Raw genomic sequence first — 25505 nt, 5'->3', positions numbered from 1 at the left:
GGCGATGCCTGTGCCGCGTCCGGAACCCAGGGAGGCGCTTGCCGATGGACGCATCGCCGACAACATCGTCTATTTCGCGCGTACGTTACGCAAGGCCGGCATGCGCGTCGGCCCGGCCTCGATCAAGGACACCATCGAGGCGGTGCTTGCCGCCGGCATCGGCTCGCGCGACGATTTCTACTGGACGCTGCATGCGGTGCTTGTCTCCCGGCACGAGGACCATCCCGTCTTCGACGAGGCATTCCGCCTGTTCTGGAAGTCGCGCGAGCTGATCGAGAAGCTGCTGGCGATGTTTTCGCCGATTGCACCCGATTACCGCGAAAAGCAGAAGCCGCGCGCGGCCGAGAACCGCGTCAGCCAGGCGATGTTCGAGGGCCACCGGAAAAACCAGCCGGTGCGGGAAGTGCCGGAGATCGAAGTCGACGCGCGCCTCACCTTTTCCGGCAACGAAGTGCTGCGCGGCAGGGATTTTGCCCAGATGGACGCTGGCGAAATGGCCGACGCGAAAAGGGCGATCATGGCCTTGCGGCTGCCTTTCGATCTGGTGCGCACGCGGCGCTTCAATGCCGATGCGCAGGGGCGCCGCATCGACCCCCGCGCCATGATGCGCTCGGCCGCACGGACCGGCGGCGAGCTTGTCCTGCCGAAATTCCGTTCTCCACGCGAGGTGCATCCGCCGCTGGTGGTGCTGGCCGACATTTCCGGCTCGATGAGCCAGTACACCCGCATCTTCCTGCATTTCCTGCATGCGTTGACGGAAAAGCGCCGGCGCGTGCATGCCTTCGTCTTCGGCACACGGCTGACCAACCTCACCCGCCAGATGCGCCATCGCGATCCGGACGAGGCGCTGGCCGAATGCTCGGCGGCGGTGAAGGACTGGTCGGGCGGCACCCGCATCGGTGACGCTCTTGCCGAATTCAACCGGTTGTGGTCGCGCCGCGTGCTGGGGCAGGGCGCCGTGGTGCTTCTCATCACCGACGGGCTGGAGCGAGACGACGTTTCCGGCCTGTCGGAGGAGATGGAGCGGTTGCACAAATCCTGCCGGCGGCTGATATGGCTCAATCCGCTCTTGCGTTTCGATGGCTTCGAGGCGCGGGCCCGCGGCGTCAAGGCGATGCTGCCGCATGTCGACGAGTTCCGGGCGGTGCACAATCTCGACGCGCTGGCCGATCTTTGCGCCTCTCTCGACCAGCGGCCGGCGGCTTCGGTCGACCCGCGCCGCTGGCTGCAAACTGGCGACAGGCGCGCCGCGTAGCCATATGATCCCTGGAATATTTGCCCGGGAAAAACAGACTTTGTGAGAAGCGACGATGAATGAGAGCATTTATCTCGATGAGGCCCGCGATCCCCTGATCATCGCGGAAGGCTGGATGAAGGACGGCAAGGATGTTGCCATCGCGACCGTGGTCGAGACATGGGGTTCGGCGCCGCGTCCGGTCGGCAGCCATCTGGTCATCGACGCGGAAGGAAATTTCCATGGCTCGGTCTCCGGCGGCTGCGTGGAAGGCGCGGTGGTGACCGAAGCGATGGACGTCATCGGCTCGGGCAAGGCCAGGATGCTGGAGTTCGGCGTTGCCGATGAAACCGCCTGGCAGGTTGGCCTGTCCTGCGGCGGCCGCATCAAGGTCTATGTCGAAAGGCTGGGCTGACCACCGTGGATCCGTATGTTCTAAAGACACTGAACGAAGAACGGCGCGCCCGGCGCGCCGCGGTTCTCGTCACCGATCTCGGCGACGGCCGCGACCGCATCGTGCGCGAGGGCGACCAGGTTGCTGGTGAGCTCGGAACAGCGATCGCCAGGGCGTTCCGCACGGGCAATTCGGAATCGGTCGAGGCCGAAGGGCGGACCTTCTTCCTCAACGCGCATCTGCCGCGCCCCCGCCTCGTGGTGATCGGCGCGGTGCATATCAGCCAGGCGCTGGCGCCGATGGCCAGGATCGCCGGCTATCCGGTTGAGATCATAGACCCGCGCACCGCCTTCGCCACCCCCGAACGCTTTCCCGACGTCGCGCTGCATGCCGAATGGCCTGAGGACGTGCTGACGCGCACGCCGCTCGACAGCTACACCGCGCTCGCCGCCGTCACCCACGATCCGAAGATCGACGATTTCGCGCTGAAGGCGGCGCTCGACGCCCGATGCTTCTATGTCGGGGCGCTTGGTAGCCGCAAGACCCACGCCAAGCGTGTCGAACGCCTGCTGGCGCTCGGCGCCGGCGCTGACCAGATTGCCCGCATCCACGCGCCGATCGGTCTCGATATCGGCGCGGCCAGCCCGGCCGAGATCGCTGTCGCCGTGCTTGCCCAGACAATCCACGCCTTCCGCTCGCGCGGTCTCGAAGCAAAAGGCGCCGTGGCGTGAAATTCGGGCCGGTTCCGATCGATGAAGCGGAAGGCGCGGTGCTGGCGCATGCGACCACCGCTGGTGAAAAACGGTTCCGCAAGGCGCATCGGTTGAGCCGCGAGGACATCGCGGCGCTCAAGGCGGCGGGCGTCGGCGACGTCGTCGCGGCGGTGCTTGGCCAGGACGATCTCGGCGAGGATACCGCTGCCGCCAAGATCGCTGCCGCCATGAGCCACCGCAACATCGAGGTCAAGTCGGCCGCGACGGGACGGGTAAACCTGCATGCGGGGGCCGCGGGCGTCTTTACCGTCGACGCCGCGATGATCGACGCCATCAATGCCGTCGATCCGGCCATCACCATCGCGACGCTGGCGCAGCACGCGCCGGTCGAGAAAGGCCAGATGGTGGCGACGGTGAAGATCATTCCCTTCGCCGTCGCCGCAAGCCTGGTGGACAAGGTGGTGAGGATTTGTGCTGGCGGCGAGATCTTTGCCGTCAACGCCTATCGCCCGATCAATGTCGGCGTCATCCAGACGGTGCTTCCCGGCGTCAAGCCAAGCGTGCTCGACAAGACGCTGCGCGTCACCGAGGCGCGGCTGGCGCGCTCCGGGGGCCGGCTGACGGCCGAACGGCGCACACCGCATGAGGTCGCGCCCGTCGCGGCGGCAGCGACGGCGCTGGCGCGCGACAACGACATGGTGGTGATCTTCGGCGCCTCGGCGATGAGCGATTTCGCCGATGTCGTGCCGGCGGCGATCGTACATGCAGGGGGCACCGTCATCCGCGCGGGCATGCCGGTCGATCCCGGCAACCTGCTCGTGCTGGGCATGCTGGACGGCAAGCGCGTCATCGGCGCGCCTGGATGTGCCCGCAGCCCCAAGGAGAACGGCTTCGACTGGGTGCTGGACCGGCTGATCGCCGGGGTCGAGGTGACGGCGGGCGATATTGCCGGCATGGGCGTCGGCGGGCTTTTGATGGAAATCCCGACCAGGCCACAGCCACGCGAGCCGGCGCCGCAGCCGGCAAGATCAGCGTTGAAAGTCGACATCGTGCTTCTGGCTGCCGGCCGTTCGAGCCGCATGGGCGGGCCGAACAAGCTTCTGGCGCTGTTCGATGGCGAGCCCCTGGTGCGCCGCACCGCCGGGCGCGCGCTCGGCTCCAAGGCAGCCAGGACCATCGTCGTCACCGGGCATCAACGCGAGCGCGTGCGCGCCGCGCTCGCGGATCTGGATGTGGGGTTTGCGGACAATCCCGACTTTGCCGACGGCCTGGCTTCATCGCTGAAGACCGGCATCGCAAAGGTCGCTCCCGACGCGGCCGGCGCCATGATCGTGCTCGGCGACATGCCCGGCGTTTCGTCGAAGGACCTCGACAGCCTGATCGATGCGTTCCGCCGTTCCTGCGGTCAGGCCGTGGTGCGCGCATCGCATCAGGGCAAGCGCGGCAATCCGGTGCTGCTGCCGCGATCGCTTTTCGCGGCTGTCGCGCAACTCGAGGGCGACACCGGCGCGCGCCATCTGGTGGAGGCAGAGGGCCTTGACGTCATCGATGTCGAGATCGGCCAGGGCGCCTCGATCGATGTCGACACGCGCGAGGCGCTGGAAGGGGCCGGCGGCATTCTGCAGGATTGACAAACCGAAGCCGAATTTCGCATGCCTCTCGGCATGTCTTTCCGTCTCCGATTTTTCTTTGCCCTTATCGCCGCGACAGCGCTGTCCCACTCGGCCGCCGAGGGACAAACGCTTTCGCTGAAATCGTTCAAGGACGATCTCTTCGCTTATCCGGCGACACTGTCGACCGGCGACAACGGCGCTTACACCGTGCTCGACTATCGCGAGATGCGCGACATCAACCAGCGCGATGAGGTGCCGGAAAAGCGCGTGCATGCGCAATATACCGACCCCGGCGTGCGCAAGGTGCAGCAGGACCTGATGCTGAAAACGGATGCCGGCGACGTCAGGCATGTCGCGGTCGGCAGGACGGAAGGCGCCTCCATCATCGTGCTCTACCTGCACGGGCAGGGCGGCAGCCGCAAGCAGGGCGTCGACGACTTCACCTTCGGCGGCAATTTCAACCGTATCAAGAACCTGATGGCCGCAAACAACGGCCTTTATCTCTCGCCGGACTTCCCCGATTTCGGCGACAAGGGCGCGGCGCAGGTCGCAGCGCTTATCGATCACTATTCTGAAAAATCGCCGGGCGCGAAAATCTTCGTCGCCTGCGGCTCGATGGGCGGCATCATCTGCTGGAAGCTCGCCGCGCGCGAGGACACGGGCGGCCGCATCAACGGACTGCTGCTGCTCGGCTCGCTATGGGACGACAGTTTTTTGACCAGCCCCGCTTTCAAGCGCCGTGTGCCGGTGTTCTTCGGTCAGGGCAGCCATGACGTGGTCTTCCCGGTGGAAAAGCAGGAAGCCTTTTTCCGCTCGATCCTCGCCAAGAAGTCTTATCCGACGCGATTCGTCCGCTTCGAGACCGGCACGCACGGAACGCCGATCCGCATGGTCGACTGGCGCGGCACGCTGAACTGGATGCTGACGAAGGCGCCCTGAGTGCCCCGCCGTGCTCAGGGTGCTGTGTTGTAGTCGATGACGGTCTGCGGGTTTTGCTCGCCGTCATAGGATGCGTCGACATCGTACTGGACGAGCGAGAAATCACCGTTGCGGAACAGATAGGTTCCCGATGACGAAGCGTCTCCGACACCACGCCATTTGTCGAGTGTGGTGATGGTTTTGGTGTTGTCGTCATAGTCGGAATTGGTCGCCCAGCCGCTCGTCTTGAACCCGATGACGTGGATCCCCTCGACCTTGCCTTCGCTATTGTTGTTCTCGTAGCGGATGTCGAGCTCCGGCTCGGTGAACTGCAACTGCGTCACTCCGTCGACGTCGTTATAGATGTAGTAGACCGCGGACTCGTTGTAGGCGGCCATGGAACAGAAGAAGCGGAACAGCCGCGTCTCGCGCTCCGGGTCGTTGGGCTGAGCGTCCTTGTCCTTGTAGTGGATGGAATGAACGGTGGGTTCGCCGACCGGCTTGCCCTCCGGGTCTTCCTTGTCGCACTGAGCGCCGTATGTGGCGAGGAACGCATTCTTGGCCCGTTCCAGCGCCTCGTCCTTCTTCGGCGGCGGCGGGCCGTCGCCACAGCTTGCCGGCACGGCGCTGTCGAAATCCTCGGTCGATGGCTTCAACGCGCCCTTGTCGATGAAGATCGGCTGGAAAGGCGGCTCCTGGATCTGCGCATTGACCTGGCGGAGCGTGTAGCAGCCGACAAAGACCTTGGCCTCGCCCTTCTTGTCGGTTGCCTGGATGGCGACCGGAACATGGTAATAGATGCTGCCGGCAGCACCTTCATCCGACACCGCGCCGGTCTTCACGTCCACCGTGTCGGTGCCGTCATAGCCCTTGACGAAGGCGGCGAAATCCTTTGCCGGCTTTGTATCGCCGAAATAGCCCCAGGCGCGGGCAAACTCGTGCCGGTTGATGGCGCTATAGAGCGAGCGCACGACCGCTTCGGCGCTGGATCTGTCATCGAGATATGGTGCGTCGGCTGCGAGCGCCGAACGGCCGATACCGGCAAGGGAGAACAGGGTTGCCGCTGCGAGAAAGACACGTCTCATCGGGAATCTCCGCTCGATAACGAAAATACTACCATCGCGATTGCGGCGACGGGGTGACGCCAGAGCATGACTGCTTGAAGAATCGTGGCCGGAGGCGCTAGGTCACGGCCCGCGGCGCTGGGCCGCTTGGGGAGATTACCCGTGACCATTTCCATGTACGACATATCGGTGGGCGTTTTTTCCGCCCGGCTGAAGGCTCTGGCCAGCGTCCTGACGGCGGCGGAGCAGAATGCCGGCGAGCGTAAGATCGATCCGCAAGTGTTTCTTACGGCGCGGCTGGCGCCCGACATGTTTGCGCTGACGCGGCAGGTGCAGATCGCCACCGACCACGCCAAGGGCGCGCCGTCGCGGCTCGCCGGTCGCGAAGTGCCGAAATACGAGGACAATGAAGCGAGCTTTGCCGAGCTACAGGCCCGGATCGCCAAGACGCTCGATCATCTGGCCTCGTTTTCGGCGGCCGATCTGGAGGGATCCGAGGACAGGACGGTCGAAGTGAGGCTCGGCGGACGTGAAACCACGCTGCCCGGCCTGCAGTACCTTTTGCACGTGGCGATGCCGAACTTCTATTTTCACGTCACCACGGCCTACGACATCCTGCGCCACAACGGCGTGCCGCTCGGCAAGCAGACGTTTCTGGGAAATCGTTGACGGTGCAATGATTTAGAGCAATTCCAGGAAAACTGCGGACCGGTTTTCCGTCCGGAATTGCGTAAAAGCCAAAGTTAGAGCGTTTCAATCAATCGCGGAACCGCTCTACGGTTTCCCGGCGCTGCCGGGAAACCTCTTTGCCGGCCGACTTTTGTTTTGATGCGTGTCGTTGCCCGAAACCGCGGCACACTTTCGGGCGACGCGCGGCCTCAGCGCATCGACATTTCGCGCGCGATACGCGGAAAATCCGCCGGCTTGATGCCGATATCGGCGCGGTCGGTATTGCTCATCGCATTCAGAAGCGCGAGCGCCGCGCGGTAACGCTGGTGTTCCTGCGGTCTCGGACGAGCGAACATTTCAGTGAAGAACCCCATGACTCACATGCCCCGTTGGTCCTCCCGAGTTCATAGTATAGGCGATTTGTTAAAATTGTGCAGTGCAGCAATTGCATAGCTGCCATGCCGCACGAATTTATCCGCCACGATCGATTTTCCGTGAAACTTTTCGGCAACCTCGACCGTACGCATCGGTGCCGGCACATGGCTGGCTTTTTCCTCGCCACTCCTGGCGACCTTGCCGGACTGCGTGAAAATGCAGCCCGGCTTTTTATTCGATGCCTCCGGCCGGCGTAAAAGCCCGCAATTGTTAAGGTCTGCAGAATTCATTTTTAACGAGAGCACCCTATGTTCAGCGGCATCAACGCATGCCGTCACGACAGGGGGAGGCTGAGATCGGCACCGGGAACAAGCTCGATTTCGCTTCGTTGCTCGACGAGCTGATCGTCGCTTCGGAGAAAGGCGAGGAGGGCGCCCGACCGTCGATCCCGTTCGACTATCTGTCGGTGGCCGATGAGCTGCATTCCGGCCGCATCAAGGTCGCGGGCGAGAGCGTCGCCGCCGAGTATCGCGAGTCGGGCGCCGACCTTGCGGCTGAGTTCGCGGCGCTTCTCGACCAGGCAAAACTGGCGCTTGCCGGCGAGGAGCACCAGCCGGAGGAACAGCTGCCGCCGATCGATCCCGAGGCGATTGCCGGCGAGCTCGGCCTCGACCGTCCGGCCAGGAATGCCGATTTCGGCCGCATCCGTCGCAATTTCGCCTTCGCCAACCATCCGGACCGGGTCGCGCCGCATCTGCGCCAGCGCGCCATGATCCGCATGCAAGTGGCCAACATGCTGATCGACGAGGCCAAGCGACGGGCCTTGGCCGGAGCGAGGCGATAGTTCCCTCCATCAGAGACTTCAGCTGTTCGCTTCGGCGACCTATCGCAAGCCATCGAAACTGGCTGGAGCCTCTCCAATATTCGTCATCCTTGGGCGTAGCGACGCGAAGCGGAGCGCAGACCCAAGGATCCATGCCGTGACCTTCGACGTAGAATGCAACGGTGTAGAATTCTGCAATCGCTGCAACGCCTTAGCGTAACGGAATGGATTCTAGGGTCTCCGCGCGTCGTTTCGCTCCTTGCTCCGCCCTAGAATGACGAACTGACTGGCGCTTCGCCCAATCTCGAAACTGGGCGACTTTGCAAAACGCAAGCGTTTTGCTCTACGTTCAACCTCCTCCCCGCGCAGCCGCGCAAGACCTCCCGCCGGAGAAACCCCATGCATAAACGCCGCCTCAGTCGGACCGATCTCCTTGTTTCGCAAATCTGTCTCGGTTCGATGACCTGGGGTCAGCAGAACACCGAAGCCGAAGGCTATGCGCAGATGGATCTGGCGTTTTCACGCGGGGTGAATTTCATCGACACGGCCGAGCTTTACCCGATCCCGCCAAAGGCGGAGACGCAAGGGCGAACCGAGAAGATCATCGGCAGCTGGATCAAGGCCAACGCCAACCGCGACAAGGTCATCATCGCCTCGAAGGTGGTCGGCCGCACTGCCAACGCGTGGTTTCGCGGCGACCGTCCGTCTAAGCTGGTGCGCGCCGATATTTTCGACGCGGTCGAGAAGTCGCTGGCGAAGCTCGGCACCGATTATATTGACCTCTATCAGATCCACTGGCCGGACCGGAACATTCCGTGGGGCTCGAACCCGACGCGCATCGGTGCCGTGGCGCGGCGAGCCGACGCCGCAAGCGCTCCCGCCGGCGAAACGCCGATTGCCGAGACGCTTGCCGTGTTCGAGGAACTGGTGAAGGCGGGGAAAATCCGCCATCTCGGGCTTTCGAACGAAAGCTCCTGGGGTGTCATGCGTTTCCTCGCCGAGGCCGACAAGGGCGCTGGTCCGCGCGTCGCCTCGCTGCAGAATGCCTACAACCTCGTCAACCGCACTTTCGAGGTGAATCTCGCCGAAGTCTGTGGGCGCGAGGAGATCGCGTTTCTTCCCTATTCGCCGCTGGCGCAGGGCTATCTCACCGGCAAATACGATCATGGCGCGCGGCCGCTGGGTTCGCGCTCGCAACTCTTCAACCGCGGCCAGCGCTACGAGACGCCGAACGCGGCCGAGGTTCAGCTCGAATACAATGAGCTGGCGCGCGCCTTCGGCATGGAGCCGGCGCTCTTCGCCAACGCCTATGTGGCGAGCCGGCCCTTCGTGACGGCGAACATCGTCGGCGCGACCACGGTCGCCCAGCTCGACATGGCGCTGTCCTCGGCCAACGTCACCTGGACGGAAGAGATGCAAAAAGCGGTCGACGCCATCCATCAGCGCGTCGGCAATCCTTGTCCGTGATCGGGAATCGTTGAGAAAAGACAAGAAATCACTGAGGGAACGGGGGATGGAGGCGATGGCAGATTTTCCGATCGAGGCCGTGCGCGGCAAATTTCCGGCGCTTGCGCTGACTGATGACGGGCGCCGCCGCATCTACCTCGACAATCCCGCCGGCACGCAGGTGCCGCAGGCAGTGGCCGATGCCGTGTCGCGCTGCCTGCTCAACACCAACGCCAATCTCGGCGGCTTCTTCGAAACGACGGTCGCGGCGCAGCAAGCGGTCGACGACGCGCATGCCGCGATGGCCGATTTCCTCAACGCACCAAGCGTCGAGGAGATCGTCATCGGCGCCAATATGACGACGCTGACCTACCACATGTCGCGCACGCTCGGCCGCACGATGAAGGCCGGCGACGAGATCATCGTCACGCGCATGGACCATGAAGGCAATGTCTCGCCCTGGCTGCAGCTTGCCGAGGATCTCGGCCTTGTCGTGCGCTTCCTGCCGTTCGACGAGCGGAGCTGGCAGGTGGAGGAGGGTGCGCTCAAGGCGTTGCTTTCGCAGAAGACGCGCCTTGTCGCGCTAAACTATGCCTCGAACCTCACCGGCTCGATAAACCGCATGCAGACGTTGACCGCTATCGCCAGGCAGGCCGGCGCGCTGGTCTATGTCGATGCCGTGCAGTTCGCGCCGCACGGGCTGATCGACGTGCAGTCGCTCGGCTGCGATTTCCTGGTCTGCTCGGCCTATAAATTCTTCGGCCCGCATATGGGCATATTGTGGGGCCGCCGCGACGTCATCGACGGTCTCAAGCCTTACAAATGCCGCTGCTCGTCGAACGCGCTGCCGGAGCGGTTCGAACTCGGCACGCCGCAGATCGAGCTGATGGCCGGGCTGACGGCGGCCATCGATTATTTCGCCGATCTCGGCGCTGCCGCCGGCGAAGGCACTTCGCGGCGAAAACGGATCGCAAAGGCGTTCGAGGTGTCGATCGCTTACGAGAATGCGCTTGCATGGCAACTGATCGAAGGCCTGTCGGATATCGAAGGCCTCACCATCCGCGGCATCACTGATCCGGAGCGTCTCGCCGAGCGGGTGCCGACCGTTTCCTTCACCGTCGACGGCATCGCGCCGGAAACGATCGTGCGGCAGATGAATTCCGAAAACATCTTCCTGTGGTCAGGCCACAATTATGCGTGGGAGATCGTCCACCAGCTCGGCATACCGGCCGAGCAGGGCGTCGTGCGCATCGGCATTGCCCATTACAACACGGCGGCCGAGATCGAGGAGACACTGGAGAGCGCGCACCGCGTGATCGCGATGCTGAGGCAGCCGCGCGCTTAGAGCTTTGCATCGTTTCACGGAAACGGCGAACGCTCTATCTCTTTGTTTTGACGCAAATCCGGACGGAAAACCGTGTCACACTTTTCCTGGATTTACCCTGGAGCTGGCTAACCCTGCTTGGCGCCGAAGCCGGCCAGGAACGCTGTCAGGTTGTCGCCGAGCGAATCGCAGAGATAGCCGCCTTCCTGGACGATGACCGTCGGCAGGCCGAGACCGGCAATGGCCTCGCCGATGCGCGAGAAGCCCGGTGTCGTCACCGACAGGCCACCGAACGGATCGCCCTCGAAGGCGTCGAGGCCGAGTGCCACGACCAGCGCTTCCGGCGTGAAGGCGCGGATGCGCTGGAAGGCTGAGGCCAGCGCCTCGAGGAAGGCCGCGTCGCCGGATTTGCGCGGCAGCGGCAGGTTGAGATTGTAGCCGAGGCCGGGGCCTTCGCCGCGCTCGTCGGCATGGCCCCAGAAGAACGGATAGAAGCGCACCGGATCGGCGTGCAGCGAGACGGTCAGCACGTCGGGACGGGCGTAGAAGATGCCTTGCGTGCCGTTGCCGTGGTGCAGGTCGACATCGAGGATGGCGACGCGGGTGGCGTTTTTGCGCAGCACCTGCGCCGCAACCGCCGAGTTGTTGATGAAGCAGAAACCGCCGGCGACATCGGTGAAGGCGTGATGGCCCGGCGGACGGCAGAGCGCGTAGGCGGAAGGCGCGCCGGCCATCACCGCCTCGGCGGCCTCGACCGCGCTCCAGGCGCTCCACAGCGCGCTGTTCCAGGTCTCGGCCGAGATCGGGCAGGCGGTGTCGGCCATGTGGTAGCCGGCCTGGCCGACAGCCGAGGCCGGATAGGAGCCGTCGCGGGCGATCGGGTGGATGTTCGGGATGACTTCCGCCGAGGCGCCTTCGATGCGCTGCCAGCGGGAAAAAATGTGTTCGAGGAAGTCCAGATATTCAGGCGTATGCACCGCCGCGACCGGCGCAAGGCCGTAGTCCTTCGGTCTTTCAATCATCAAACCGGCAGATCTTGCGCCGGCTAGCAATCTTTCGACGCGTTCCGGCTTTTCCGGGTTGGGCTGCGGCGCGCCGCTTGAGAGGAACGCCTTGGGATCATGGCGTTTCTGCTCCTCGGCATAGAAGGCTTTCATCGTCATTCCTCCGGCGTGTCGGCAAAGGCGAAAAAGGCGTCGCCGACGATCTTCTGCACCTGCTCGTAACTCGACCAGCGGATGCCCAGTCTCTCATAGAAGGCTTTGGCTGTTTCATTGTCGGTATCGACGCACAACCTCAAATAGGCACCGCCGGCCGCGCGGCATTCTTTCGCGACACGCCGCAGCAGTTTCTCGCCAATCCTGCGGCCGCGGAAGCGATCCTCGACATAAAGATCCTGCACGAAGACGCCGGGCCGGCCCATCCAGGTCGAGAAGATCGGGAAATGCAGGCAAAGCCCGGCGAACTCGCCGCCGACCTCGGCGATCAAGGTCGAGAAAGCGGGCTTTGCGCCGAAACCGTAGCGGCGAAGGTCTTCGGGCGTGGAGGTGATCTCCTGATGCGCGCCGATATGGGTGCCGAGACGCAGAAGCGCGGCGTGGATGGTTTCGACGTCGTCGATCGTGCCGGGGCGGAGGTTGACGGTTCGCGAGGGTTTGCTCATCGAGAGTACGGCGTCCAGGCGCCCCCCTCTGTCCTGCCGGACATCTCCCCCACAAGGGGGGAGATCAGCAGCGTTAGCGCCGCCCTCTTTACATCGCCAGAGATTTGCGAAGGCCATCGTGACGGCCAATCTCCCCCACGTGCGGGAGATGTCCGGCAGGACAGAGGGGGGCGCGAGGCAACACCATCATCTCAGCTTGGCTTGTCTCAACCAAGTTGCCCTCAACCTTCCACCGGCAGGTCAAGCTCCGCAGCGAGCGCCGCCAGCGAGTCGCCCAGGACGGCGATGATCTCACCGATCTGATCCGGGGTCACAATCAGCGGTGGGCAAATCATGAAATTGTCGCTCGGCGGTCCGCCACGCACGCGTCGCGAATAGATGATCAATCCGCGTTCGAAAGCCAGATCGATGAGCCGCAGATTGGCGTTGAGGCCTTGCGGCAATGGCTTCCTGGTAGCGGGATTCGCGTAGATTTCGGCTCCCATGAACAGCCCCTTGCCGCGCACGTCCGCAACGAAAGGAAAGCGCCTGGAAAGCGCCTCGAGTTCGCCCTTCAGCAACTCGCCCATGGCGACTGAATTCGCAATCAGGCCAAGACGATCAACCTCGCCAAGGACCGCCACGCCCGCGGCACAAGCGACCGGGTTGCCGCCATATGTGTGGCCATGCAAGAAGCCGCCCATCTCAAGAACCGGCCCAACAATTCTCTGGGTCGCGGCAAGAGCGCCGAGCGGCGCATAGCCGGACGAGAGACCCTTGGACAGCGCGACGATATCTGGCCGGCAGGACCAATGGTCGCCGCCCAGGAATTTGCCGGTGCGGCCGACGCCGGTCATCACTTCGTCGTGGATGAGCAGGATGCCGTAGCGGTCGCAGATCTCGCGGATGCGTGGGTAGTAGCTGTCGGGCGCCACGAGGGCGGCGGTCGCGGCGCCGCCGATCGGCTCCATGACAAAGGCAAGCACGCTTTCCGGACCTTCCTGCAGGATCTTTTCCTCCAGCAGATCTGCATAGCGGATGCCCCGCTGCTGCATCGACAGATTGTCGGCATCGCGGTGGACAAGCGGGGCAGGCACCATTGGCATTGGGCGGTCAATTGCGTCGAAAGTCTTGGTGAGGACGTCGTCACCGGTAACGGCAAGCGCGCCAAGAGTGATGCCGTGATAGGAAGGCATGCGTCCAATGATTTTCCAGCGCTTGTCCTGCCCTGTCGCGACGGCCCATTGGCGCGCGAGCTTTAGGCTGGCTTCGATCGCCTCGGAACCGCCCGAGACGAGGTAGATGCGGTCCAGTCCGTTTGGCAGCCGCTCGGCAAGTCCCCGCGCAAGTTCGGTGGCCGGTTCGTTCTCGAATTGAAAGATGTAGGCGAAGCTCACGCGATCCAATTGCCGCTTCATCGCGTCAATGACATTGCGGTTGCCATGTCCTACGTTGACATTGACCGCGCCGCTCGATCCGTCGATGTAACGGCGGCCGGTCTTGTCCCACAGGTATATTCCATCTGCGTGGTCCACCATTGGCCGTGGCAGCCTGGTGAAATGGAACAGATTCGGTCGTCGGTCGGATTCGGCAGAATTCACGGCAGTTATTCACTCTCCTTTTCTCGGCCGAGATAGCGGTCGAGAACATTCTTGGTCACGCGTTCGACCATGGGATCCTGCCTTAGCAGCCCGGCGACCCATTCGCAGCTTCCGGCATGGAACACCTCGCCCTTGCCGCGCGGGAAATTGACGATCATGCCGTTGCCGCGCTTGACCTTGTCGAGATTGGCGTCGCTGGCCTCGCCGAACAAAGTCTCGGCGGTGACGCGGCCGTCCTCGTCGGTGAGGAACTGATCCTCGACCGGTATGTCGGCGCTCTCCTCGACCTGGCTCGCCATGCCGACGGCCAGCACCTGCAATCCGTCCGGCGCGCCGCTCTCCGCGGTCGGGTAGGGCAAGCCGCCGCGGATCTCGAAATCGAGGCCGTCGACCTCATAGCCATAGGCATGGCTGTCGGCGCCGAGCAGGTCGCCATAATAGATGCCGGTGCCGGCAAAGGCCCAGTGCTCAGGCCGGTAGACCGGGAAGCCGCGCACCCCGCGCGGCGCGCAACCGCCCCAGCCGGCATAGACGCCTCTGGTGGCGTTGAGGCCGAAGGTGGCGCTGCCCGGACGGCCGATCTCCGGCGCTTCCCAGGAGTTGGTGGCGCGGGTAACGTCGCCGCCGCGATAGGCGGGGTCTTGCGCGCGCGCCTTGTATTTGTAGCAGACTTGCCTGCGGCCTTGGTCCTCCAGCCTGGTCTGCCACATGAAATTGCCGGCGAAGCGCGCCGCATGTCCGCCGCGCTCGACATAGGCGTCGACCGCGTCGCGCATCTCCCAGGTCCAGTATTCGTCATGGCCGACGAAGACGACACAGTCATAGCCATCAAGGATCTCGGGCGAGAAATGCAAGTCGTGCTGGCTGGCGAGATCGACCTGGTAACCGGCGCGCTCGGCGAAGCGGAAGAAATGGCTGTCATAGCTCGCCCAGCCGGAAGAGGCATATTTCTTCGAATGTCCGGTGGCAAAGGCCCATTCCATATGCGGATAGCGCGGCACGGTTTTGGGCGGCACCGCGACCTCCAGCGGCACGCGCGGCGCGTCCTTGGGCAATGTTACGAAGCCGCGGCCCCACGGGCGCTGCGTCGACACCATGGTCGCATACTGGTCCCGGTTCGGGCCGGTGATGCCCTGATAGTGGTTGGAGCCACCCCAGGTGTTGTAGGCCAGCCATGTGCCGGTGGCGGCGACCTGCAGCAGGCGGCCGGGCTTGCGGCCGGACAGGGGCGCGACGATGAACAAGTGATGGCTGTGGATCGAGCTGCCGTCGCGACCTTCCGCCGAAAGCCTGACGCGATAGGCGCCCGATGGCCAATCCTCGCCGATGCGGAACTCGAACGAAGCCTCCCAACCGCAGCCTTCGACCGAGCATTGATCGGGCGTGTCCTGCCAGCGCGCCGACAGGCCCGCACCCTGGAAGATACTGGTCTCGCTGCCGCCGTCGCGATCGATCGCGAGGCTGAATTGCTGCATTGTCGAGCTGACAAAAAGCGTCACCGTCTCGCCCGGGCGATAGGAAAAGCGGTCGCTGTAGCACCAGATCTCACCGCGCTCGCCGTCCATCCCGGGCCATTCGTAATAATGGCCGCGCACCGCTTCGCGGCGCTGCTCCGGCGTCAGCCCGAAATCGGGGAATTCGGTGTGCGGTTGCGTCAAGGAACACCTGAGATCACGAGGCTGCCATTGAGACCATCGGCCACCCCGAGCGTCAAATGGAAAGCATCGGGCCAGCAGGCACTTGCGCTTGGAGATATCCGGCAAACGGATTATTGATCCCAAGGCGATGTCTCAACGCCCGGGAGCCGACATGCTGCGCGTGCAAAAGGTCAAGGTCGACGACATCTACGTGCCGACGGCGCGGCGCAAGACACTGCACCCCGAGACCGTGCGGCATCTCGCCGAGGACATCCTCGAGAATGGCATGAAAACGCCGATCCAGGTGCGCCATGACGGCAAGCGCCATGTCCTGGTCGAAGGGCTGCATCGGCTCGAAGCCGCGAAATGGCTCGGCGAGAGCACCATCGACGCCTATTTGGTGCAGGCCAAGCGCCACTGATCGTTCTTTCCTCCGGGTCGCTCCTGTCGCGAATTAATCAGCGGGCCATGTCGGCTTGGGCTCTCTCATCGCGTCCTTGGGGCAACACAAGCGGAGAGGAGACTGAAATGCCCAAATCCCTGTTCGTTGCCATTCTTGCTTCGGCCATGGCTCTCATTGCCTCGCCGAGCGCACAATCCGAGGAGACCAGGCCTGCCATGACCAGCGAAACCAAAGCTCTCGTGAAGCCGGAAAAATCCGGCCTGCTGCCGATCGACGGCCTCAACTACTACTACGCCGTCTATGGCAAGGGTGAGCCGCTGCTCCTTTTGCATGGCGGTCTGGGTTCGAGCGACATGTTCGCACCGATCCTGCCGAAATTCGCCGAACATCGCACGGTGATTGCCGTCGACCTGCAGGGCCATGGCCGCACCGCGCTCGGCGAACGGCCTTTTGGCCTTGAGGCGATGGGCGACGACATGGCAGCCATCGTCAAGGCGCTCGGCTACGACAAGGTCGACGTCATGGGCTATTCGCTTGGCGGCGGCGTCGCCTTCCGCATGGCTGTCCAGCATCCGGAAGCGGTGCGCCGACTGGTCATGGTGTCGACCGGCTACGCCGCCAACGGCTTCTATGACGAGATGCGTCCGCAGCAGGCGCAGGTGAGCGCGGCGGCCGCCGAGTTCATGAAGGACACGCCGATGTACAAATCCTACGTCGCCGTGGCGCCGAAGCCGGAGGATTTTCCAAAACTGCTCGACGCGCTGGGCGCCTTCATGCGCAAGGACTATGATTTCTCGGCCGACGTGCCGAAGCTGAAGATGCCTGTCATGCTCGTCTATGGCGACAGCGACATGTACAAACCCGAGCACGAGATCAAGTTCTTCCAGATGCTCGGTGGCGGATTGAAGGATGCGGGCTGGATGCGCGAGCACCTGTCGCAGAACCGGCTGGCGATCATCCCCAACCGTACGCATTACGACGTGTTCTTCGCGCCGGAACTGGTCGCCAGCACGTTGCCGTTCCTCGACGGTGTCACCAAGGTGAAGACCAGGGACGAGATCGTCAGTGAATGAATCCTGGCCGCTGGCAGCCTGAGGGAGCCGGCCAGCGGAATCAGCTCAAGCGATCGCATCCCATCAATGTTTTTTGATTGACCCTGTCATGCCGGCCACTACGGTGCCCGGCATTCCTTGAGACAGGTGTTTGGTGATGACCAAGTATGAGGGCGGATGCCTATGCGGCGCGGTGCGTTATCGCGCCGAGGCGGAACCGATCAACGAGCGCGTCTGCCACTGCCGGATCTGCCAGAGAGCAATCGGCGCGGCCTTCAACGCCCGCCTGCTGTTCCGCATCGACGACGTGACCATCGAGGGGCCGGTGGCGACGATCAATTCCACGCCGGACCTCAAGCGCGGCTTTTGCTCGGTCTGCGGCACGACGATGTTTTCACGCCGCGATTCCAGGGGCATTCTCGGCATCACGTCGGGTTCGCTCGATGATCCGTCCACATTCAAGCCCGACATGCACTTCTGGACCGTCTCGAAGCAGCCATGGGTGAAACTGGACGACGGGCTGCCGCAATATGAAGGCGCGCCGCCCGCGTAGCACTGTTCCTTCTCCCACAAGGGGGAAGGAAAGGGCCTGCACAAAATTTTCATCTTCGATCCACGAGATAGCCGGCAAAGCGTCATTGGCGGGCCATCATTGGCTGCCTATCTAGGCGCCATGCGGGAAGGCATCGAGGAGGCGACGGATGAGCGAGAGCATCAACACCCTGGACGAGCTTTTGAACGACCCGATGATCCAACTCGTGATGGCGCGTGACCGTGTGCGCCCGGCCGATCTTCGCCTGCTCCTGGAAAAAGCTCGCGCCAGGGCGGGCGACGATTCTCGCATCGACCAGGCTTCGGTGCCGCCAGCGCATGTGGTGGCAAGAAGCTGTCTGAAGCAGTGGCTCTACCGCTGAGGCGACCCCCCAAAAATGTCGGTTCCCGCGAGAGTTGCGCAAAGACAACAGCCGCGGGTCAACTCGAAGTCGCGGGCAGATAGCTGTAATGATTGCGCAAATAGGCGAGCTTGAAGCCGAGCCGGTCGTAGTTGCGATAGGCCGGCCCGTCGCGATCGGGGAGCGGCGCCTCGATGTCGGCGACAAAAAGTTTCGCGCCGGCGGCAATGCCGTCGCGAACCAGCCTTTCGCCAAGCATGGCGTCAAGATCGAAGCTCGGCGCCATGATCCCGGGCACCGGCGCGTCGATGCCGCTCCAGGCGGCACTGCCTGAGATGAAGAGCGAGCGCACCGCGGCGACCGCCCCCTTACGTTTCAGCATGTAGTGACGCCAACCCTTTCGGCCGACAAGTGCCGTGAGCCAGGGCGAGGTGGGGAGCCGGTAATTGGCATCAATGAAAGAGGCCCACTCCGAAGCTGTCTTGGGCGTCACCTCCTCGATCACGGGATCGTCAACCGGGATAAGCGGATCAGCCGGGAACAGCGGTTCATCCTGCAGCGGCGTCGCGTCGCGATAGATGCGCTCCCAGCCGCCTTGATGCTGCAGGCCGCGTGCCTCCAGCCAGCACCTCAGGCGCGACGGCGCGGTATGCGGATTGGTGTAGAACCACGGCCGCATGATGCCCGCATCGCGATAGTGCGCAAGCAGCGAGTCGACCTGTTCTTCCGTCGCCGGACTGTCGACGCCGATATTCTTCACGCAGTTGAAATGAATGAACGGGATTGTCGTGCACGTCGTCCAGACGAGGTCGCCGTCGCTCGCGATCGACAACCCTTGCTGTGCCCTGAAATCCGCGGGCGCGGCTTCGTAAAGGTCGAGCCATGCGGCGACTTCGGCGCGCTCGATGGCGCGGCTGATGTCGCGCGATACCTCTTCGATCGCGATTTCCGCAACATGCGTTTGCGGCGGCACGACCGGCTGCAGTTCCGAGAGGGCGGCTGTCGACATGATGATCCTCCTCCGATTGCCTTACAGTGTAAGATTAGCGGAGAATAATATGACGACGCAGCTTGTCAAGCAGGATTAGCGACGCCTTACAAATCCGTGAGTTGGAATCACGCTATCGTGAGGCTAAGCCTGTCCTTGAGGGGCTTTACGAATGACGATTCACTTTTGCCTCGGGCAGGTACCGGGGCGCTGAAAAAAGGGTTGAGATGACCGACGTCTGCACTCAAGGGTTGGATACCGGCTTTGTCGGCCTGGGTTATGCCAAGGTGGCGTTTCTGGGCATCGTGCAAGGCATCACCGAATTGCTGCCGATCTCGTCCACGGCGCATATGCGCATCGTGCCGGCCGTGCTCGGCTGGCAGGACCCCGGCTCGGCCTTCTCGGCCGCCATGCAGCTGGCGGCGCTGGCGGCGGTGGTCAGCTATTTCTGGAGCGACGTCAGGGACGTGCTGTTCGGATCGCTGTCGGCGATCTCGCGCCGCGATTTCGGCGACCGCCATTTCCGCCTCGCGATCAGTATCGTGCTTGCCACCGTCCCGATCGTCATTGCCGGCCTGGCGCTTTCCGGCGTCCTCAACGCCTGCAATTCGCCGTTGCGCGGCCTGGCCGTAATCGGCTGGGCCTGTATTGCCATGGCGATCCTGCTGGCGCTGGCCGAGATCTTCGCCACCCACAAGCTGATGCTGCGCCAGGCATCGATCCTCGACGCGCTGCTGGTGGGCATCGCCCAGGTCGGCGCGCTTATCCCAGGCGTCTCGCGCTCGGGCTCGACGCTGACGGCGGCGATGGGGCTGGGCTTCGCCCGGCCCGAGGCAGCGCGCCTGTCGTTCCTGCTCGGCTTGCCGGCCATCGCGCTGGCCGGCCTCAAGGAACTCTATGAACTGCACAAGGTGCATCTCGACGCGCATGGCTGGTCGATCCTGGCCGTCGGCCTCGTCGTCGCCTCGATCTCGGCTTTCTTCGCCATATGGGGATTGATGCGCGTGCTCGAACGGTTCTCCGCCTGGCCGTTTGTCATCTATCGCGGCCTGCTCGGCGTGGTGCTGCTGATCGGCCTGGCCCTGGGATGGCTGTCCTAGCCGACTCTGCATTGCCGGCGGCTCGCGCACGCGGCGTGCGCCGCTTCGCCGGGTTTCTCGGATAACGGCATGGATATTTCGACGCTGCTGCAATCGGTGCCTTTATTGGCCATGCTGGTGAAGTCGGCGCTGCCGGCCGCCGTTGGCGCGGCCATGGGCCTTGGCCAATGGCTGGCGGCACTGCCGCCGTGCCGCAGCCAGAGTTTCGAGAACGCGACCTACCTCGTCTGCGAAACCGATCCGAAACATTTTTCCATCGAGCTTTTCTGGAAAAACAAGGATGGCGAGCTCTACCGCTCGCTGCACAATTTGCGCAGTGCGCAGCAAGCGACCGGGCGCACCATGCTTTTCGGCATCAATGCCGGCATGTACCATCCCGACCTCGCCCCGGTCGGGCTCTATGTCGAGCGCGGCCAACAGCTCACGTCGGCGAAGAGCGGGGCAGGCACCGGCAATTTTTCGATGCAGCCCAACGGCATCTTTTATATCAGCGGAGACAATGCCGGCGTTCGCGCGACGAGGGATTATCTGAAGCGCCCGCCGCGGGTCGACTATGCTACCCAGTCCGGACCGATGCTGGTCATCGACGGCAAGTTGCATCCGAAATTCCAGGCCGACAGCGCCTCGCGCAAGATCCGCGATGGCGTGGGCGTGCGCGCCGACGGCGTCGCGGTCTTCGCGATCTCGGACGATGTCGTGACCTTCCACGAATTCGCGCGGCTGTTCCGCGATGAGCTCGGCTGCCCGAACGCGCTCTTTCTCGACGGCTCTATTTCGAGCCTCTACGCGCCGGCCATCGGCCGCAACGACGATTTCTGGAATCTCGGGCCGATGATCGGCGTGTTCAGACGGTAAGAAGAACCTCTTTCGCCGCCGCGGCGAATCGCTCGGCCGCGCCAAAGGTAAATTTTGATTCAAACTTTGTTGGTAATTTCTCGTTAGGAATGGCCTGATTGTCCGGCGGCGCCGTTCCTGCCTTCGGTCTGGTTTGTATTGCGTACAGGTCAAGATGCGGATTTCAGGGGTCGTCGGTTACCTATTTGCATCGCTATGCCTTGCCGGCTGCTCGTCCACGTCGGGTGTCGATGCCTTGCAGATGCCCTCCAACGAGACGACGAGCTCGGTCGTGCGGCCAAGCGCGCCGGTATCGAAGGGCGCGAGGACGGCCGAGAGGGAAAAGACCGTCGAGACCGCGTCGATGTCGGGCGTGGCGCGCATCAAGCCGCCGGCGCCGTTGCTTGACGAGAACGATGCGAGCGCTAGCGACGAGAACTCGCGCCTTGGCGACGAGAACTCGCGCCTTGGCGACGAGAATGCTCGCCCCTTTGGCTTGGCCGAAGAAGAGACAGTGAACTTCCCTGGACCGGAGCTGCCGGACAGCGTCGAGCCGCCGGTGCAGGAGGCAGCGCTCGTCTCTGCGCCGAAGCGGCTGTCGCGCGCGGCGCCCGCGATGCTCGCCGGTCCGGTCACCCGCTATGCGTTCCGCGACGCCAAGCCGATCAATTTCGGCCGTTCCTCGCCCCGCCATCTTGCCGTGCATGGCGTCGACGTCTCGCGCTGGCAGGGCAACATCAACTGGGGGAAGCTGCGCGCCCAGGGCGCCAACTTCGCCTACATCAAGGCGACCGACGGCGGCGATCATCTCGATCCGATGTTCATGAAGAACTGGCGCAACGCCGACGCCGCCGGGCTGAAGCGCGGCGCCTATCATTTCTTCTACTGGTGCCGCACCGCCGGCGAGCAGGCCGACTGGTTCATCCGCAACGTGCCGAAGGTCGACGGCGCGCTGCCGCCGGTCATCGATGTCGAGTGGAACGGCGACTCCTCCTGCCGGCGCAAACCTTCGCGTGAAAAGGTGCTGGAGAAGATGCAAGTGTTCATGGACAAGCTGGAGCGCCATTACGGCCAGCGCCCCATCATCTATACCAGCCCGGATTTCTATCGCGACAATCTGCGCGGCGCCTTCCTGGACTATCCGTTCTGGCTGCGCGCCGTGGCGGCGCACCCGTCGAAGGTCTATCCGGGCCGCAAGTGGCTGTTCTGGCAGTATTCGGGCTCCGGCCTGTCGCATGGCGTGAGCGGCCGCATCGACCTCAACGTCTTCCATGGCGACGAACGGCAGTGGCGCGCCTGGCTGGGCGGCGGGCAGATGGTGGCCGACGCGGATTAGGCTGAGTGTTCCCTTCTCCCCTTGTGGGGCAGGGCTATCGCATATGGGTTATCGCCTGGATGAGATAGGCGTCATTCCAGGCGCATTTCTTGATGCGGTGGCTGATGGGGACTTTGTCGACATCGGCGGCCTGGAGCAGGTTTTTGGCGATACGGTTGAGGAGTGCGGTGTTTGCCGGGGCGTTGTCCTTGCGGGCACGAGATTGATCCTCGCCGAGATGAACGTCGAGTATCCAATGCAGCCCGTTCTCGATCTGCCAGTGAGCTCTTGTGAGATCGAGCGCTTGCTGTGGCGACAGCAGTGTCGAGGCCATGAACAGACGCGTCAACGGTTCGGCCTGGTCGCGCCGGCTGGTGATGCGGACGAAGGCTTTGTGGCCAGGCATCAGCGGCTCGGTTGCCGCCACGACCTCCGCCTGCCGCCACTCATTGCGGCCGTGGCTGGTTTCGGATCGCTCAGCGATAGCGGGACTGGTTTCCGTCAGCCGTTGTTTGGCGTGGCCAACCCAATGCCGGCGGTTTCCCTTGAGCGTGAGCAGATAGTCGCCCCCGCGTTCGGTGATGGCTTGAGCCATGCGCGTGTGACAGTGGAGTGCATCGGCTGTAATCTTTCTGCCAGCAAGATCAATGAGTTCGACAACCTTGAGGGCCGCCTCGACCTCGTTCTCTTCATTGCCGGGCGACACCGCCGCCAGGCATAGCCGCGTCTCGGCGGCAAAGGCCGACACCGTCAGGGGCGGGCTGGCTGCAAGGCCCTTCTCATAGGCTCGCCGCAGCGCCTTGCCGTCGAGCGAAACCACCTCCTGGCATGCCCGCGCGAAGCCTGCGGCAAAGGCCGCGAAAGCGCGTCCGAACGCCTCTGGATCAAGCAGCCGTAACAGCCGCGAGAAGGTGTCGTGGCTGGGTGCCACGTCGTATTCGATCAATCGCGATAGCGCCTGCCTGCGCTCCTGCGCGAACAGCGAAAACTCCGTCGCATTGCTCGCCCCGCAAAGGCTCGCCGCGATCATCATCACGATCAAATCGCCAAGCCGATGCGTGGCGTTGCCAGCGCGCGGATCGGGTACCGCGCCGAAATAGCTCTCAAGGCTCGAAATGGCAGTCTCTCCTTCGTTCGACTGCCTGCCCAAAGAATCCCTTCTCAGGTCAACTTCAAGTCCCAAAAAGCCATATGCGATTCCCCTGCCTTGTGGGGTGAGAAGTGGTCCGCATAGCGGACGAAAAGCCAATTGCTTGGCTTTTCGAGCTTCGAACGCCCTGAGCCTGCGAAGGGCAGGGCCGTGGCCGCGAAGCGGCCGGATGAGGAGTGTTCCAGGGAAGGCCGCTCCTTTGAATGTCGGCATCGCGCGCCTTCGTCATCCACGGGCGGAGCAAGGAGCGCAGCGACGCGCGCAGACCCGAGGATCATGCCGTGACCTTTATCGTAGGGCGCAACGGCGCAGAATTCTGAACCGTTGCAACGCGTTGATGTAACGGCATGGATTCTAGGGTCTGCGCGCGTCGCTTCGCTCCTTGCTCCGCCCTAGAATGACGAAGTTGAGGGCGTCGTTACACTACCCCTCGTTGATCATCGCCTCGATATTGTAACCATCGGGGTCGAGCACGAAGCAGGCGTAGTAATGCTCGGCATAGTCCGGGCGCGGCCCGGGCGCGCCATTGTCCGTGGCGCCCGCTTCGAGCGCTGCTCGATGGAACGTATCGACCTCCGCCCTGCTCTTCACCCGGAAGGCGACATGCAGATGGGTGAGCGGCGGCTTCTCGCCCGTGCTCTGGATCTCGAACAGGCAGCCATTGCCGACATCGAAGGCCCAGAACACGCCCTCCTTGCCGAAGGAGAGGCTGTAGCCCAGGGGAGCAAAAGCCTTTTCGTAGAAGAGCTTGCTCTTGGCGAGGTCGCTCACTTCGATGGTGACATGGTCGATCATCTAAGACAAAGCCGGAGTCTCAAAGGGCGTCCAAGAATCGAGCTGGCTGCGGTCAGGCAACAGTGTTTTCATACAGATATCTGACAACGTACTCGTCTGCTTCCCGCCGGGTTGCAAAACGAACATCGGGCTGCAAACGTCGATTGTTTCGCTTAAGCGACACACTGTAGCCGCCCCGGACGTCGGTGATTTCAATATTGTAAGAAATTCCGTCGACTACGGAATTCCACACATTTGGTCCGTGGGGGGCCCAGAAGCGAATGAAACGAAGCCGATCCAAGGCGCGACGAAATTCAGCGCAAGAACCATATCTATCTGCCAGGTTAGCAGCGCAGGCACGGTTCACGATCATTCTGAGTTTACGAGGGACCTCCGGTCGATACCACCGTCGTCTCGCAACTGTTCCCAATCTCGCATCCCTGTGACGAGGCCATGCCAATCCGCAATCTGATTGATCGCTCGGAACAACGTTATTCCACACGAGTAAACGTCTGTTCTTTCATCAATTTCGTTTGTTCGAGAGAATTCTGGAGCTTGGTGAGTTCTATAAATTTCATCTCGCGCTCTCGGGGCCCCTGCTAAGCCGGCGTTTCGAGACAATCCAAAATCAATCAATTTTGCCTGTTGATCGACGATCACAATATTATTTGGTTTAATATCGCCATGAGTAATTCCGTTCCCTTGTAAATACTCAAGGGCATGCAGTATATCGGAGGCGTAACGTGTGGATAACCCGATAGGAACATAGCTTCTCTCGATCAAGGCTTGGATGGTTACACCATCGAGGAATTCCTGCTCCATCAAAACGAACGTAGTCCGGCCGTTGGGTCCGTTTAGATCTATTAGCTCGGCGGCGTAGATGCGGCCAACGTTCGGATGGTTGCAATTTTGTGAATATGCTTCTATCAATTCACGAAAATTGCGAGGGTTATCGCATTCAACTAGCTTTAGAAAAGATCGTCTATTGATAGCGTAATTCTGAGCAAGGAAGACAGTGCCGAATTGCCCCGGCGTCAATTGTCTCTGAATTAAAAATTTTCCAGCGACGTTGTCGCCAACATTAAACATCTAGGCTTGCCCAGCACGCCAGCGTAGCATTTCTGATGCGCTTCCAATTGGGTGCGTGTTCCCCGATCAGACGATCGCAAGCATCTTCCTTGCTTTCTGACTTGTCTAGACCAAAGAGCTTGTGGGTGAAAGAGCGGGTATAGAACTCGCTTGAGGGAACCTTTGCTTGTCTGCAAACAGAAATCAGCGTTGCGATCGGAAAATGCAAGTAAGCTATCTGATCCGAGCTCGCGGCGTCTAAGGAGAGCCTATAGGCGACTTTTATTGGTTTGATGCGGTTTATGAGTCTAAGGAATATTGCGCCACTTTTGACGATGAGATCCTCACGATAGTCATCTACACGATAGTTTTCGACTCCATGAGCCACGTAAACAGGTGCGCCCCTGGCTCCATCAAGGGCGCACCAAAAGATGTTATCTTTGCCTAGGTCAAATCCTAGATTTGCCATTGGGCC

The 25505-nt window shown here is 62.5% G+C and carries 28 protein-coding genes; 16 read left to right on the top strand and 12 right to left on the bottom strand.

Annotated elements, in window-relative coordinates; translation table 11 throughout:
- Positions 1–4 precede the first annotated feature (4 nt).
- The 5 genes from F3H96_RS15070 to F3H96_RS15050 are packed head-to-tail and all read left to right on the top strand — an operon-like array spanning position 5 to position 4893.
- Positions 5–1255 carry a VWA domain-containing protein gene (locus F3H96_RS15070; protein ID WP_188131399.1) on the top strand — a complete coding sequence of 417 codons (1251 nt, stop codon included), beginning with the start codon at positions 5–7 and terminating at the stop codon, positions 1253–1255.
- A 55-nt stretch (positions 1256–1310) separates the two neighbouring features.
- On the top strand, positions 1311–1649 hold the full coding sequence (locus F3H96_RS15065; RefSeq protein WP_149802524.1) for an XdhC family protein: 339 nt from the start codon (positions 1311–1313) through the stop codon (positions 1647–1649).
- Positions 1650–1654: 5 nt separating this feature from the next.
- Positions 1655–2359: an XdhC family protein gene (locus F3H96_RS15060; protein WP_149802523.1), complete on the top strand. Its 705-nt coding sequence runs from the start codon at positions 1655–1657 to the stop codon at positions 2357–2359.
- Positions 2356–3972, top strand: coding sequence for a molybdopterin-binding/glycosyltransferase family 2 protein (locus tag F3H96_RS15055; protein ID WP_149802522.1), 1617 nt, complete (start codon positions 2356–2358; stop codon positions 3970–3972). Before F3H96_RS15060 ends, F3H96_RS15055 begins: the two co-directional genes overlap by 4 nt.
- 33 nt (positions 3973–4005) lie before the next feature.
- Positions 4006–4893: an alpha/beta hydrolase gene (locus tag F3H96_RS15050; RefSeq protein WP_149802521.1), complete on the top strand. Its 888-nt coding sequence runs from the start codon at positions 4006–4008 to the stop codon at positions 4891–4893.
- A gap of 14 nt (positions 4894–4907) precedes the next feature.
- On the opposite strand, the gene F3H96_RS15045 is transcribed toward F3H96_RS15050, so the two are convergent.
- Positions 4908–5957: a DUF1176 domain-containing protein gene (locus F3H96_RS15045; protein ID WP_149802520.1), complete on the bottom strand. Its 1050-nt coding sequence runs from the start codon at positions 5955–5957 to the stop codon at positions 4908–4910.
- A 141-nt stretch (positions 5958–6098) separates the two neighbouring features.
- Here F3H96_RS15045 and F3H96_RS15040 point away from each other — a divergent pair, with 141 nt between their 5' ends.
- Positions 6099–6605, top strand: a complete 507-nt coding sequence (locus tag F3H96_RS15040) for a DUF1993 family protein (RefSeq protein ID WP_149802519.1) — start codon at positions 6099–6101, stop codon at positions 6603–6605.
- 209 nt (positions 6606–6814) lie between these two features.
- Here F3H96_RS15040 and F3H96_RS15035 read toward each other — a convergent pair whose 3' ends face one another.
- Positions 6815–6979 (bottom strand): DUF1127 domain-containing protein, encoded by a 165-nt coding sequence (locus tag F3H96_RS15035; RefSeq protein ID WP_149802518.1) that lies wholly within the window; start codon positions 6977–6979, stop codon positions 6815–6817.
- A gap of 30 nt (positions 6980–7009) precedes the next feature.
- Positions 7010–7270, bottom strand: a complete 261-nt coding sequence (locus F3H96_RS15030) for a hypothetical protein (protein WP_149802517.1) — start codon at positions 7268–7270, stop codon at positions 7010–7012.
- A gap of 38 nt (positions 7271–7308) precedes the next feature.
- Between F3H96_RS15030 and F3H96_RS15025 the strand changes: the two genes are divergently transcribed.
- From F3H96_RS15025 to F3H96_RS15015, 3 genes are all read left to right on the top strand, one after another.
- Entirely contained in the window at positions 7309–7824 is a 516-nt protein-coding gene (locus F3H96_RS15025) for a hypothetical protein (RefSeq protein ID WP_188131398.1), read from the top strand.
- 378 nt (positions 7825–8202) lie between these two features.
- Positions 8203–9270, top strand: a complete 1068-nt coding sequence (locus tag F3H96_RS15020) for an aldo/keto reductase (RefSeq protein ID WP_149802516.1) — start codon at positions 8203–8205, stop codon at positions 9268–9270.
- Between the two features lie 55 nt (positions 9271–9325).
- Positions 9326–10594, top strand: coding sequence for a cysteine desulfurase-like protein (locus F3H96_RS15015; RefSeq protein ID WP_149802515.1), 1269 nt, complete (start codon positions 9326–9328; stop codon positions 10592–10594).
- Between the two features lie 107 nt (positions 10595–10701).
- Here the strand turns inward: F3H96_RS15015 and F3H96_RS15010 are convergent, their stop codons facing one another.
- The 4 genes from F3H96_RS15010 to F3H96_RS14995 form a co-directional block, all read right to left on the bottom strand.
- Positions 10702–11730: a histone deacetylase family protein gene (locus F3H96_RS15010; protein ID WP_149802514.1), complete on the bottom strand. Its 1029-nt coding sequence runs from the start codon at positions 11728–11730 to the stop codon at positions 10702–10704.
- Between the two features lie 2 nt (positions 11731–11732).
- Positions 11733–12236: a GNAT family N-acetyltransferase gene (locus F3H96_RS15005; RefSeq protein WP_149802513.1), complete on the bottom strand. Its 504-nt coding sequence runs from the start codon at positions 12234–12236 to the stop codon at positions 11733–11735.
- Positions 12237–12457: 221 nt separating this feature from the next.
- Entirely contained in the window at positions 12458–13753 is a 1296-nt protein-coding gene (locus tag F3H96_RS15000) for an aspartate aminotransferase family protein (protein ID WP_244620019.1), read from the bottom strand.
- 68 nt (positions 13754–13821) lie between these two features.
- Positions 13822–15474: a N,N-dimethylformamidase beta subunit family domain-containing protein gene (locus tag F3H96_RS14995; RefSeq protein WP_149802511.1), complete on the bottom strand. Its 1653-nt coding sequence runs from the start codon at positions 15472–15474 to the stop codon at positions 13822–13824.
- A gap of 151 nt (positions 15475–15625) precedes the next feature.
- Here F3H96_RS14995 and F3H96_RS14990 point away from each other — a divergent pair, with 151 nt between their 5' ends.
- The 4 genes from F3H96_RS14990 (at position 15626) to F3H96_RS14975 (ending at position 17822) form a co-directional block, all read left to right on the top strand.
- A complete protein-coding gene (locus F3H96_RS14990) occupies positions 15626–15874 on the top strand; it encodes a ParB N-terminal domain-containing protein (RefSeq protein WP_149802510.1) in 249 nt (82 codons plus the stop codon).
- A gap of 107 nt (positions 15875–15981) precedes the next feature.
- Entirely contained in the window at positions 15982–16929 is a 948-nt protein-coding gene (locus tag F3H96_RS14985) for an alpha/beta hydrolase (protein WP_149802509.1), read from the top strand.
- Positions 16930–17065: 136 nt separating this feature from the next.
- Positions 17066–17461 carry a GFA family protein gene (locus tag F3H96_RS14980; protein ID WP_149802508.1) on the top strand — a complete coding sequence of 132 codons (396 nt, stop codon included), beginning with the start codon at positions 17066–17068 and terminating at the stop codon, positions 17459–17461.
- 148 nt (positions 17462–17609) lie between these two features.
- A complete protein-coding gene (locus F3H96_RS14975; RefSeq protein WP_149802507.1) occupies positions 17610–17822 on the top strand; it encodes a hypothetical protein in 213 nt (70 codons plus the stop codon).
- A 58-nt stretch (positions 17823–17880) separates the two neighbouring features.
- On the opposite strand, the gene F3H96_RS14970 is transcribed toward F3H96_RS14975, so the two are convergent.
- The gene (locus F3H96_RS14970; protein ID WP_149802506.1) at positions 17881–18810 is read right to left on the bottom strand and encodes a hypothetical protein; all 930 of its coding nucleotides are present in this window, start codon (positions 18808–18810) and stop codon (positions 17881–17883) included.
- Between the two features lie 206 nt (positions 18811–19016).
- Between F3H96_RS14970 and F3H96_RS14965 the strand changes: the two genes are divergently transcribed.
- From F3H96_RS14965 to F3H96_RS14955, 3 genes are all read left to right on the top strand, one after another.
- Positions 19017–19889 (top strand): undecaprenyl-diphosphate phosphatase, encoded by an 873-nt coding sequence (locus tag F3H96_RS14965; RefSeq protein ID WP_149802505.1) that lies wholly within the window; start codon positions 19017–19019, stop codon positions 19887–19889.
- Between the two features lie 69 nt (positions 19890–19958).
- Positions 19959–20744 (top strand): phosphodiester glycosidase family protein, encoded by a 786-nt coding sequence (locus F3H96_RS14960; RefSeq protein WP_149802504.1) that lies wholly within the window; start codon positions 19959–19961, stop codon positions 20742–20744.
- 154 nt (positions 20745–20898) lie between these two features.
- Complete coding sequence (locus F3H96_RS14955) at positions 20899–22059, top strand: GH25 family lysozyme (protein WP_149802503.1); 1161 nt, start codon at positions 20899–20901, stop codon at positions 22057–22059.
- Between the two features lie 34 nt (positions 22060–22093).
- Here the strand turns inward: F3H96_RS14955 and F3H96_RS14950 are convergent, their stop codons facing one another.
- The 4 genes from F3H96_RS14950 to F3H96_RS14935 form a co-directional block, all read right to left on the bottom strand.
- Positions 22094–23287, bottom strand: coding sequence for an ISAs1 family transposase (locus F3H96_RS14950; RefSeq protein ID WP_244620018.1), 1194 nt, complete (start codon positions 23285–23287; stop codon positions 22094–22096).
- Between the two features lie 324 nt (positions 23288–23611).
- Positions 23612–23983 (bottom strand): VOC family protein, encoded by a 372-nt coding sequence (locus F3H96_RS14945; RefSeq protein ID WP_149802502.1) that lies wholly within the window; start codon positions 23981–23983, stop codon positions 23612–23614.
- A 348-nt stretch (positions 23984–24331) separates the two neighbouring features.
- Positions 24332–25051, bottom strand: a complete 720-nt coding sequence (locus F3H96_RS14940; RefSeq protein WP_149802501.1) for a protein kinase — start codon at positions 25049–25051, stop codon at positions 24332–24334.
- Positions 25044–25499 carry a hypothetical protein gene (locus tag F3H96_RS14935; protein ID WP_149802500.1) on the bottom strand — a complete coding sequence of 152 codons (456 nt, stop codon included), beginning with the start codon at positions 25497–25499 and terminating at the stop codon, positions 25044–25046. Before F3H96_RS14935 ends, F3H96_RS14940 begins: the two co-directional genes overlap by 8 nt.
- Positions 25500–25505: the final 6 nt, after the last annotated feature.

It is taken from the genome of Mesorhizobium sp. NFR06, assembly GCF_900115245.1.
Taxonomy (GTDB): Bacteria; Pseudomonadota; Alphaproteobacteria; order Rhizobiales; family Rhizobiaceae; genus Mesorhizobium.
The sequence above is the reverse complement of the archived record's forward strand: the minus strand, read 5'-3'. Positions and strand labels throughout refer to the sequence as shown.